This window comes from Bacteroides sp. MSB163 (genome assembly GCF_036416795.1).
Taxonomy (GTDB): domain Bacteria; phylum Bacteroidota; class Bacteroidia; order Bacteroidales; family Bacteroidaceae; genus Bacteroides; species Bacteroides maternus.
Genome location: NZ_CP143867.1, coordinates 4,436,570 through 4,449,519, shown reverse-complemented (window position 1 = coordinate 4,449,519; position 12,950 = coordinate 4,436,570). Strand labels below are relative to the sequence as shown.

At 37.5% G+C, this 12,950-nt stretch carries 10 protein-coding genes; all 10 read left to right on the top strand.

Annotated features, from left to right (window positions below; all coding sequences use genetic code 11):
* The first annotated feature begins 155 nt into the window (after positions 1-155).
* On the top strand, positions 156-2,537 hold the full coding sequence (locus VYM24_RS17090; protein WP_330940469.1) for an LruC domain-containing protein: 2,382 nt from the start codon (positions 156-158) through the stop codon (positions 2,535-2,537).
* Positions 2,538-2,585: 48 nt separating this feature from the next.
* Positions 2,586-2,945, top strand: coding sequence for a response regulator (locus VYM24_RS17085; protein ID WP_007218657.1), 360 nt, complete (start codon positions 2,586-2,588; stop codon positions 2,943-2,945).
* A gap of 28 nt (positions 2,946-2,973) precedes the next feature.
* On the top strand, positions 2,974-4,146 hold the full coding sequence (locus tag VYM24_RS17080; protein ID WP_227071061.1) for a sugar transferase: 1,173 nt from the start codon (positions 2,974-2,976) through the stop codon (positions 4,144-4,146).
* A gap of 34 nt (positions 4,147-4,180) precedes the next feature.
* Positions 4,181-5,020 carry a TolC family protein gene (locus VYM24_RS17075; RefSeq protein ID WP_330940468.1) on the top strand — a complete coding sequence of 280 codons (840 nt, stop codon included), beginning with the start codon at positions 4,181-4,183 and terminating at the stop codon, positions 5,018-5,020.
* A 7-nt stretch (positions 5,021-5,027) separates the two neighbouring features.
* Positions 5,028-7,193, top strand: a complete 2,166-nt coding sequence (locus VYM24_RS17070) for a GumC family protein (protein WP_227071063.1) — start codon at positions 5,028-5,030, stop codon at positions 7,191-7,193.
* Positions 7,194-7,219: 26 nt separating this feature from the next.
* Positions 7,220-8,710, top strand: a complete 1,491-nt coding sequence (locus VYM24_RS17065) for an O-antigen ligase family protein (RefSeq protein WP_227071064.1) — start codon at positions 7,220-7,222, stop codon at positions 8,708-8,710.
* Positions 8,707-9,930: a glycosyltransferase family 2 protein gene (locus VYM24_RS17060; RefSeq protein ID WP_262908069.1), complete on the top strand. Its 1,224-nt coding sequence runs from the start codon at positions 8,707-8,709 to the stop codon at positions 9,928-9,930. Before VYM24_RS17065 ends, VYM24_RS17060 begins: the two co-directional genes overlap by 4 nt.
* Entirely contained in the window at positions 9,927-11,045 is a 1,119-nt protein-coding gene (locus VYM24_RS17055; RefSeq protein WP_330940467.1) for a glycosyltransferase family 4 protein, read from the top strand. The genes VYM24_RS17060 and VYM24_RS17055 overlap by 4 nt, the downstream gene beginning before the upstream one ends.
* Before the next feature lie 148 nt (positions 11,046-11,193).
* Positions 11,194-11,817 carry an acyltransferase gene (locus VYM24_RS17050; RefSeq protein ID WP_227071066.1) on the top strand — a complete coding sequence of 208 codons (624 nt, stop codon included), beginning with the start codon at positions 11,194-11,196 and terminating at the stop codon, positions 11,815-11,817.
* Entirely contained in the window at positions 11,814-12,950 is a 1,137-nt protein-coding gene (locus VYM24_RS17045; RefSeq protein WP_227071095.1) for a glycosyltransferase family protein, read from the top strand. Before VYM24_RS17050 ends, VYM24_RS17045 begins: the two co-directional genes overlap by 4 nt.

Sequence of the window (12,950 nt, the reverse complement as noted above, 5' to 3'; positions counted from 1 at the left end):
TCATCGGCTTTTTCAGTAATATGAGAGGGTGTCATTTCAAATGCCTTGCTATATAGTTAAAAGACATTAACAAAATATCTTTTTAAAGCTTATAAAAGCTGTTATTATCTTAATAGTCCGTATTTTTGTTATTAACCAAACAAAACAAACAAGTCATGGGAAAGAAGTTCAAGACAAATCAGATTCTGGTAGCTGCACTGATTCTATCGTGTGCTTTGTTGGGTAGTTGTGAAAAAAATGCATTCGATCCCGAAAAAGTAAAAGCAACTTACGAAGATAAATTTCCGGTAAAAAACATCGATCCCGATATGGACTGGAAAATGACCAGGCAGGTTACGATAGACATCTCTGTCTACGAAGATTATGGAGTAGATTATACTGTAGAAATCTTCGATCGCAACCCCTATTCTACCGACACCATACCTCACTTACTGGCAAGAGGAACCGCCAATCAGGAATTTTCTTTCCATACCGCAATTGATTGTCCGACTGTGCTTTCCACGCTTTATGTATCGCGTACCGACGAGGCCGATCGAAGGATATTCAAACCCGTAGCCATAACCAACAACCGTCTGACCACATCGTTCGGTAGCCAGACGCTGACACGTTCCTTTTCCCCATCCACCAGGAGTGAAGGCAATTTCAGCATATCCGCAATGTCCCGTCCATACACTGATAAAGAAATAGAGACAATGCTTTCCAAAGCAGTCGAATATACCGGCCAAGATATGGACACCGACATAGCCAATAAAAACATTTTTAAAATAACATCCACCTATGAAGGCAGTATCAACCATGGAGGTACCCCTACTCCCGCAGCCAGTACTCTCAAACTGATTATTGCGCCGGAGGCCAAATGGGAAATTCCCTCCTCCCAGACCATCAACCAGGGACTTGAAATCATAGTAGCCTCCAAAGGTGAAATCAAATTAAAATCCGGTAGCGAAAATACTCCGGCTCTTAAATTTACAAATACCGCTTCACTCACAGTTCTGGGTACCGCTTATCAAGAACACGAAAACGATGAGGCGGAGGATACCCGTGGAAAAATATCCGGCAACGGATGGATAGAATTCTCCAATGGCGGAACCAACTACAATGCCGGAGACATCGACATTGACGGTATCAATAATAATGGCGGTACCTTCTTCAATTATGGTGAAATCGACGTTAAAAAGTTATATGGTCCCTCTACCGGAAGTCTCTTTGTCAACCATGGGGATCTGGAAGCCGACCAGATAGGAGACGAAAAAAATGACAGGGGACCCTTGCTGGAAAACAGTTGCAAAATCGAAGTTGACGGTGATCTGACTTCCTATGGCATCACATTGGGGCAAGGAGCATTCATCAAATGTGAACACCTGCACGCTTCAGACTATATCAACCTGAACGATAACTCTATGATCAAAGTAGAGAATAACTCATGGTTCAATAATTGCAGCATCACCGGTCCGACCGCCCCGAACAGCTATGCATTGCTGAAACTTAATAATATACAACAGGCTAACTGGACCGGAAGCTGGCAAAGCGAAGTAACCCAAGGTTATGTGATCAATAATGTGTACTGCGAATATAAAGGCGGAGGTCGAGACGCTACATGGAATTTTGAGTACTGCTGCCTGAACGGCACTGCAGGAGGAAACGGGAAAAAAGGAAATGGTAACGCAGTTGCATGCAAACCCGGAGAGGCTCCTAAATATATCCCCGAAGGCAGATGCACCGGTGAAGGCAATACTCCGGGAGAAGGCGATCCGGGAGAAGAACCCGAATTAATGCCCTATACCTACGTCTTCGAAGACAACTTCCCCTTGGTAGGCGACTATGACTTCAACGACGTAGTTTTGGACGTATCCATCAATCATGACCGTGGCCGCGACAATAAGATAACGACCACACACATTGATGTCACACTCGTGGCAGCCGGAGCGACTAAGACTATCGGAGCTGGTTTGCGATTGATAAATGTGGATAGAGCTGCCGTTGCAAGTATCAGTTACGAAGGAGATGTAAACCGATTCCAAAACACCCTATCCGGTTCTATGTTAGACAATATCAGCTTTGAAGATGGCATGGTGATTCCTCTCTTCGGAAATGTACATGGCGTATTCGGCGTTGCTCCCGGTACCATGGTCAATACGGGTATCGCTACAGCTCCCACCTATACATACAAGATAAAGATTGAACAGAGCAATGCCTACCAGCACGAGTCTCCGGTTATCTCTAAAGACAATTTGGATTTCTTCATTGCTTATAAGTTCAGAAGTATGCAGCAACGTATGGAAGTGCATCTTTACGAATTCTGGGATTATGGCGCCACCAAAGGAGGAACCGTACAGAAAGAAAATCTTGACTTAGCAGGTAACAATACATGGGCTATTTGTGTGCCCAATTTCCGTTATCCGAGAGAAAGTATCAACATCAGTACGCTAAAGGGTGACGATTGCGCATACCCCAAGTTTTTGGATTGGGCTCAAAACCGCACGCCCGATACTGAAAAATGGCATCTCGATCCTAACGAAAAGAATGTTTACAGATAAAATAATCATATAACAAATAACAGGTATAGAATATTATAAATTACAATAATGAAACAAATATTATTAGTAGATGATAAAGCCTCCATAGGCAAAGTGCTTTCTATGTATTTAGGTAAAGAGTATGATCTTGCATATTGCGAAGATCCTTTGAAAGCTATCGAGTGGTTACACGAAGGTAATGAGCCCGACTTGATTATATCCGATATCCGTATGCCCAAAATGACTGGTTCGGAATTTCTTCATTACCTCAAAAGTAATGAGTTGTTCAAGCACATTCCCGTTATGATGCTTTCCAGCGAAGAGAGCACTACCGAGCGTATCCGCCTGCTCGAAGAAGGAGCGGTCGATTATATTCTGAAGCCTTTCAACCCCATGGAATTGAAAGTACGTTTAAAGAAATTTCTATAATTAAGTAATTAATCTACGTAAAGGCATTATGTTATATTACATATATATTGGTAATAAACGGGTTATCATCGACCACCTGAGCAAAGTAACAGGAGGAATGTTTGTTGCCGTCTCTTCTCCACAGAAAGCGGCTAAAGTCATTGATGGTATTCGTGAGCGATATAACATATCTATCCTTTACGAACAGACAGAAACTCCAGAATCAGACTGTATAGAGCTTTCTTATTTACGAAAGCGTTATCCCCGGGTTTACATAACCCTCATAACAGAAGTGTTAAAACCCGAAAATCGAAAAGCTTACCTCCAGGCAGGCGTCAACAATACGCTTCCGCCGCATGCCGAGGAAGATAGCATCCAAAGTATGAATGCTTATCTCAGGGCACGTAAGGATAGTAAACTGAAAGAATTCAGCGAAACACATCGCAAAGTGTTGAATACATTCCGTCTTCCTATGTGGAAACGCACATTCGACATTCTATTTGCCGGTACTGCTGTTATCATTCTTTCACCATTGCTGATAGGAACAGCTATTGCTGTCCGTGCAGAGAGCAAAGGAAAAGTCATTTATAAGTCGCAACGTGTAGGCTCCAATTATCAGATTTTCAATTTCCTAAAATTCCGTTCCATGTACACTAACGCAGACAAACGGCTGAAGGAGTTGAATGCACTTAATCAATATCAGATTGAAGAAGTAGAGAGTTCTGATGAAGATCCGGAAATCCGCTTTGACGACCTTGTCGGGACACCGGACGAAGAAGAAAACCTGTTGATTTCGGATGATTTCGTGATCTCCGAAGAAGATTTCATCAAAAAGAAAGAGAAAACACAACAGAATGCATTCGTCAAGATTGAAAATGATCCGCGCGTTACTCGTGTCGGACGGTTTATTCGCAAATACAGTATTGATGAGTTGCCACAGCTTTTTAATATTCTGAAAGGTGATATGAGTATTGTAGGTAACCGCCCTCTCCCACTCTATGAAGCTGAGTTATTAACCAGTGATGCCTACATAGACCGTTTTATGGCTCCGGCTGGTTTGACGGGGTTATGGCAGGTTGAGAAACGGGGCGGTGCCGGTAAGATGTCGGCAGAAGAGAGAAAACAGTTGGATATTAAGTATGCAAGAGATTTCTCATTCTGGCTGGATATGAAGATTATCTTTAAGACGCTGACGGCGTTTGTACAGAAAGAGAATGTATAATTGCAATATTAACCATAGATAGCAAATAAAAAAAATGATAAGAAGATATATTACACTCATTTATTGGAGCGCTATTCTTTCGGGATTGTTTGCTTTTCCAACAGCCATTACTGCTCAAGAGCAAACGATGACGCGTGAAGAACGTATAAAAGCTTTAGAGCGTTTAAAGATGGAAGATGCACGATGGGAAACAGTAACTGTGATGCAGACAGGGAAAGAAGTCCCACTTGAAATTGAGAAATTAGAATTACCTCCATTGTCGGTTTTTTTAGATGCTGTAACAGAAAATGCCACAGTAAAACGAGCACAATCGCAAGTGGAACAACAAAAAAATGAGTATCGCATTGAAAAGCGTAATTGGTGGAACTATTTTCGCTTAAATGGCAGTTACGCATTTGGCCGTTTCAATAGCTTAAATGAAAATAGTGAAACTCTCGTTGATTGGTACCAATCGACAAATGTTGGCACACGCCATACTTTCAATTTAGGAGCTACCGTTAGTATAGGTCTAGGTGACCTATTTAATCGCCCATTAAAACTAAAAAACTATCGCTATAACATTGAGCAACTACAATATACACAAGACGAAGTAATGGAAGAACGTAAACTGAAAGTATTAGAAGCATATAATGCTGTAACAGAGCAATTAGCTACCATTAAAGCTAAAGCTGAAACAGCGGCACTATATAATGCACAGATGAAAATATCAGAAAATGACTTTATACAAGGAAAAATAAATATAATTTCGCTTTCATTGGAACGTGCCCGACGTACTGGTGCAGTCACAAATTATGAACAAAGTCGCGTAACTTTACATAACTCCATTGTTTTGTTAGAAATGCTGACTAATGTAAAAATAATCAAAGATAAGTAAATACCTTATGGATATAATGCGATTCATATCACAGTTTCTTTACCGCATCCGTTATTGGCTGTTGTGGGGAACGCTTTTTGTTACAGGTTTAGTTATTTACTTTACTCAGTTCCTTCCATATAGCTATACTGTGAAAAGTAGTTTATATGCTGGTATCACCAGTTCGACTTCACTTGATGGTTCTGCCATCAACTTTGCAGTGGTAACCAGCACTTTTGATAATCTTATCAATATAGCTAAATCTCGGGGAACATTGGAAAAAGTTTCTATCCGTTTATTAGCAAATTCACTCACTTATGGTGAAGAATGGAAGGACAATCAATATATTCAAGCCAAGCATTATCGCCAACTATTGCAAATGACTCCGAAAGAAGTACTGACCTTAGTAGATCGAAAAGATGTTGAGAAAACATTAGCTAACCTTATTACATATCGGAAAGAAAAAAGTAATAATTTTATATATGCTATGTTCAATCGTCCAGTTGCATTTTATAGTGCAACAGCCTTAGAAAGCATTAATATAAAACGTGCGGGGAATAGTGATATACTTGAAATCATGTACACCTCTGCCGATCCAGGTATCACTCAAAAAACAGTAAGTATCTTAATTGATGAGTTAATAAAAACCTACGAAATACTTCGTTTTAAATCAACCAACGATGTAATCGCCTATTTTCAAGAACAAGTACGACTTGCCAAAATAGCATTAAATAAGGAAGAAGACGATTTAATGAATTACAACGTACAAGAACGAGTTATTAATTATCCAGAAGAAACTAAAGCTTTAGCATTTACCCGATACGAAGTAGAAGATCGCTTAGAAGAAGCAGAACGTGTATACCAAGGAGCTGTAGCTTTACGTGATATGCTTGATGAAAAGATGGATATACGTGCTCAAATTATTCGTAGTAACACAAATTTGCTACAAGAACTAAACAAAGTTAGCACGCTGAACCAAAGCATTATGGAGCAAGAGATATTTACCTCCGATAAGCGTCAGCAAGCTGATGGAAAATTACAGAAAGAGAGAGAAGCACTTAAAAAAGCAGAAGATAATATCAGCCATATTTCGGACAATCTCAATGAATTCAATTTCACTAAAGAAGGAGTCGGCATTGAAAGTATGGTAAGTGAGTGGTTAGCAGCTTGCGTCAATGAAGCAAAAGCAAAAGCCGAATTACAAGTATTATTAAAACGCCAAGAAGATATTTTTAGCCAATATAGTCACATGTCTCCCATTGGTACGCAAGTGAACCGCAAACAACGTGCTATTGATATTGCTGAAGATAATTATCGTACACAACTCAAAGGATTGGCAGATGCAAACCTCCGTTTGAAAAACATTGAGATGAGCACTAGTAACTTGCAAACTGTAGCTCCTCCTGATTATCCATTAACGGATAATGGTCGTAAACGCTTACTTTATATTCTTGTTGCATTCGTAGGTACTATAGTGTTCATCATCACTTATTTCCTCCTTATCGAATTACTCGATCGTACATTACGTGACCCCTACCGTAGTAAACGTCTCACTGGTTTACCTGTTGTTGCAGCTTTCAATGGTATCAGTAATTTAAAATATCGTGGTTTCCTCAAAGCTTGTAATCGAATTGCTGCCGCTTATAGTTGTCGCCAATTGAATAAATACATGAATTCTGGACAACCTACAGTCGTAAGTTTACTAAGTATTAATCCACGAGAAGGAAAGTCATTCTTAGCCAAATATTTCATAGAGCATTGGCAATCAGAAGGACTCCAAGTACGTTTAGTACGTCATGATTTAGACTTTGAAGCAGAAAGCAAAAGCTATGTACAAGCCGAGCAGCTTTCTGATTTTTGGCAACTTAATGAAGCCGAACAAATACCTGATATTATTTTAGTAGAATATCCAGCTATCAAAGACGCATCCCTGCCTTTGCCTGTACTTCAAAAGGCTGATGCTAATTTATTAATAGCTAATGCATGCCGTTTGTGGAGAAATAGTGATGATGCTACACTTGATCCCATAAAAGAAGCTTTAAAAAGCACTCCATTTCTGCTTTATTTGAATAATGCAGATCGTGATGTTGTAGAATCGTTTACAGGTGAACTGCCTCCTAAAATGCCAATTCATTCATTCTTTAATCGATTAGCACAATTAGGTCTAACTTCTCAAAAAGCAGCGGTGAAATAAACATATATCATTTGAATAAAAAAAGAATGACATATAACAATCAATATCCGATACGTGAATTGCCTCCCAAAGCATTACTTTATTTTTTGCTTATTGTGGGATTGGTAGCTCTCACTTATGCCATCATTACTCAAAACCTAATAATGGCAGCTGCGATTACTAGTTGTCCTTTAGCAAGTATTATACTCATATATGGACTTCAAAATCCTCGCTTCGGTTATTTATTATATGCCACTTATGCATATTATTTCATGGTTATCATGCGTTATAGTCGCAAAGAAGGACTAAGCGTAGGTTTAGACATGTTATTGTTCTATATGTTTATATCAATCTTGTTTATCACTATTCGCAAAAAGTCTGATATAAAAGTTTCCAATGCAATAAATGTACTAACTGTTACTTACTGTATTTGGATATTGTTCATTTTAATTCAATTTATTAATCCTGGAATCCATTCAGAAGGTATTACTACAGGAATCCGCAACTGGATTTTAGGAACTTTCACATTATATATTGTTTCCTGTTTACTATTAGATAGTCCTAAAATGCTAAAAAGAGGGCTAATCGTCTGGGGAATTTTTACGATCACAGCTTTCCTAAAATTATTGTATCAGAGATATGTTGGTTTTGACCATGCAGAAAGGATATGGCTTATCAATGGAGGTGCTACTACTCATATATTACATAGTGGGATTCGCTATTTCTCATTTTTCTCCGATGCAGGAAACTTTGGCCCACATATGGGAATTATTACTATTGTTTATTCTATTGCAGGATTTCATACTAGTCAAAAATGGCTAGCATGGTTTTATAGAAGTATAGCTTTAATGGGGTTAATAGGTCTATTGATGTCAGGTACACGTGGTGCAATAATAGTTCCCCTTGGAGGAATAGCCTTATATTGTCTACTCTGTAAAAGCATAAAGGTCATGACTACTTCTGCAATTATTGGACTATTTTTATTCGTATTTTTTGCATTTACTAATATAGGAAATGGAAATTCATTTATACGCCGTATGAGAACAGCTTTCCAACCCACACAAGATGCTTCATATAACGTTCGTATAGAGAATAGAGAACAGATCGCTGAATATCTGAAAACTCTTCCATTAGGTGTAGGATTAGGAGAAGATATTCCTAAGTTATGGCCTGCCAAAGACGGTAGTTACACTCAAGGTACACTTCCACCAGACTCGTACTATGTAAGTATATGGATACAAACCGGTATTGTAGGCTTAGTTCTTCAACTTATAATATATAGCATTGTATTATTACGATGTTGCTATATAGTCATGTTTCGTATCCAAAACAGAGAATTAATGCATACACTTGCGGCTTTGACATGTGGAGTCTTTGGAATGTGGATTAATGGATATGTAGGAGAGGGAATGGGGCAACCCCCAACAAACTTCGTAATAGTTGCATCTTTAGCGTTTGTTATGAATGGCATCTATATAGATAAAAAAATTAGTAAACAAAATTCAAATAAAAACTTAAGTAATATAATATCATTATGAGCGATATCTTTTCCATGTTCAATCCCGATTGGTGGGTAGACGAAAACAACAATGCCTTGCAAATAGCTGATGCTGTTTTATATTTAATATTAGCTATTCCGGTATTATACCTTTTTATATGTGCTCTTTTCTCGTTAAGCAGATACAAGAACCCTTATCCACCAGCAAAAGTGCAATATCGTTTTCTTGTTTTATTTACGGTATTACGTAATGGTAAAGAAGTAATTAATTCTATTAATCATTTTTTGGATACTCAGTTATACCCACGTGATAAATATAGCATTGCAGTTGCAGCAACACAGCTACCAGAAGAAGATCTTGTCACTCTGCTACAAATGCCGGTTAATATTGTTGTTCCAGATAAGGAGCATTGTACTAAAGTATATGCTATACAACAAGTTATGGAACGATATTCTCCAGAAGAATATGATATGGTTGTTATTTTTAATTCTGACAACCGTATTGTTCCTAGTGCTTTAGATTATTTCAACAATGCATACTACTCAGGTTGTGATGCAATACAAGCACATCGCATGACGGAAAATCTCACTACCAGTATTGCCGTATTGAATGCTACCAGTGAAGAAATCAATAATAACATCTTCCGTAAAGCCCACACCCGTATGGGATTTTCATCAGCACTTATAGGCTCAGCTATGGCATTTGATTTTACAATGTTCCATGAAATAGCACCTACACTAAAAGGAGCAGATTTAAGTAAAGCTATGGAAACTGCCCTATTGCAACAAAATATCTATACAGAATATCTAGAAGAAGTCGTATGCTACAGTAAAAAAGAAGAAAGTGCTAATGGATATGAAGCGCAACGAATCAGTTGGCTTCGTTCACAATATAGCAGTACTATTTTTGCTTTAAGAAAATTGCCAATAACATTGTTAAGAGGCGAATGGGATTATGCTCTTAAATTATTCCAATGGTTGATGCCATCTCGCTTTCTATTAATAGCCCTTATTGGCCTATGTGCCGTTGGAATTACATTGCTTGATTGGACCCTTAGTTTCAAATGGTACATACTACTTGGTATTATCGGTATCACTTTTTTAATGGCATTACCGGATGGCGAAATAAACAAGCGTTTCAAAAAAGCAATATGGGCTCTTCCTATTTTAGTATTCGCATCTATATTCAGCCACATAACAAGATTATTTGGAGGTGGCAAAAGAAAGAAAAAAACAGAAAGAAGAAAAAAAGATATATGAAAATAGCAATCGAGGCCCAACGTATTTTTCGTCTCAATAAACATGGAATGGATTTTGTAGCCTTAGAAACCATACGTGAACTACAAAAACGGAATGACGGTAATGAGTATTATGTTATTGTCGCCCCAGGTGAAGATCGCTGCATAGAAAATAGTGCTAATCTTTCAATTATTGAACTCAAATGCCCTACTTATCCCCTCTGGGAACAAGTAGGGCTTCCCCGAATAGTAAAACAATTAGGAGTTGATCTTTTGCACTGTACATCAAACACAGCTCCTATACGGTGTTCAGTACCGTTAGTGTTGACATTGCACGACATCATTTATTTAGAACCCCGCCAACATCGAAGCCCATCCCTTTATCAAGAGATGGGTTGGTATTATCGCCGTTTAGTTGTTCCACGCATTTTAGGGAAATGTAAAAAGATTATTACTGTATCTTATTTTGAGTGTGATCGTATTCGTCAGGCTTTAAATATACCATCAGAATGCATTACAGCTGTATACAATGGGTATAGTAGGCACTTCTATCAACAAGAAATAGATATGAACATTGTTCGTAAATATATCCCAGAAAAAGACTTTCTTTTTTTTCTGGGTAATACAGACCCTAAAAAAAATGCCGCACGTACCTTAAAAGCATATAGTACCTATTTACATCAGTCCGAGATTAAACGTCCATTACTTATTGCAGATTTGCAAGAAGAATACATAAATAGTTTACTACAACAAGAAAATATCACTGATATAAAATCACATCTTTACTATCCAGGATACATAAATAATCATGACTTGGCAACTCTCTACAATGCAGCTTTTGTTTTTCTTTATCCATCATTACGAGAAAGCTTTGGAATCCCCATGTTAGAAGCTATGGCATGTGGTACACCTGTCATTACAAGCAACACTTCATCCATGCCCGAAGTTGCAGGACCGGGAGCATTAACGATTGATCCCTATAAACCAAAAGAGATAGCTCAAGCATTGTTATGCTTGGAAACAGATAATACATTGTACCAGCAACAACAGAAATATGGGTTAAAACGCGTAAAGCAGTTTTCTTGGAAGCAAACTGCTAATCAATTGGCAGACATCTATAAAAACGCATCATTATAAAGTAATCCTGTTAGAGTCGTAATAAATATCACATAAAAACAATGCTATTTACAATATGACTTATTGGAAAGTTTTTTTTAGATCACTCTGTCCCATTGTACGTAGAATTTCATTAATGGATTCTTTAAAAATAATACGATAATAAACGATGATAGAAATGTTAAAACGGAGTATTAAACAGAATAATACATTGCTGAAATTTAGTAGTTGGCTAATCAGTCCCCTGGATAATCCAAAACCACGCCTTTGGGTTAAGCTTTTCTTTAATCCTCTTGTACATAAAAAAGGTAAAGGCAGTATTATCCGTTGGAGAAGATCACGTATAGATGTATTCCCATGGAAACGGTTTGAGATAGGAAAAAAATGTACCATTGAAGATTTTACCACGATTAACAATGGCGCAGGAGATGTTATTCTAGGTGATAAAGTGCGAATTGGAATTGGTAGTGTTGTCATCGGTCCTGTAACCATAAAAGATGGTTGTGGATTAGGTCAACATGTATTTATTTCCGGTTTCAATCATTGTTATCAAGATGGTACTAAAAATTCCTCAATCCAACCACTCGATAAGAAAGAAGTTATAATTGATGAAGATACACATATCGGAGCTAATGCAGTTGTTGTAGCAGGAGTGCATATAGGAAAACGATGTCAAATAGGTGCAGGTAGTGTTGTTACCAAAGACATTCCTGATTATAGCATTGCAGTAGGTAATCCTGCGAGAGTAATAAAAAGGTATGACTTGGAACAAAAACAATGGATAAAAATATGAATGTATTATTTCTGATCTTCCACGGGTTCCAAGAATATAATGGAATCAGCAAAAAAATCAAATACCAAATACATGCCCTTATACAATGTGGCATGAATGTGAATACTTGTTATTATAACTTATCCTCCAATGGGCATCGGCAATGGTTAGTTAATGATAAAGTAATTGCTGATTTAGGTATTGGAGTACAAGCAAAAATAAAAAAACGTATTGACTTTAGTGCTATTAGCCAATACGCCATAGAAAATAATATAAACTGGATATACATACGATACTATCATAACGCAAATCCTTTTACTATTCACTTAGTAAAAGAACTCAAAAAGAATGGTATCAGAATAGTTTTAGAAATCCCCACTTACCCTTATGATCAGGAATTTAATCGTTTAAGTCGAAGGTTCATTCTCTATATAGACAAACTTTTCAGACATCGTTTTTGTAAATATATAGACGCCATTGTAACATATTCCAACGACACGAAAATTTTCGGACAACGTACTATACGTATTTCCAATGGCATTGATTTTGCTAATATACCACTACGAAAAGAAACACATGATCTTAGCCAGGAACTGCATTTAATAGGAGTTGCTGAAATACATTTTTGGCATGGATTCGACCGCCTAATCCAAGGTTTAGGGTTATATTATAAAAAGCATCCTAAATATAAAGTTTATTTTCATCTTGTAGGTAACATGGCAGGAAAGCAGGAAAAAGATAAAATAATGTCCCTTATACAAGAATACGGATTAGCCTCCTATGTTATATTACATGGGGCCAAACATGGAGAAGAGTTAAATGAACTTTTCAATCATGCAGACTTTGCTATTGGAAGCTTGGGACGTCATCGTAGTGGAATATACAATATAAAAACTTTAAAGAATAGAGAATACGCTGCACGAGGATTTTCATTCATCTATTCAGAAACAGATGATGACTTTGATCTCATGCCTTACATTTTAAAAGCTCCTGCTGATGAAACCCCTATAGATATTTCACTGATAATTAATTTTTGTCACTCAAAAATAATATTACCGCAAGAAATCAGAAGTTCTATCAAACATTTATCTTGGAGAGAACAAATGAAAAAAGTATGTGAAGATGAAATTTTTCAAAAATACCCCAAATTATAA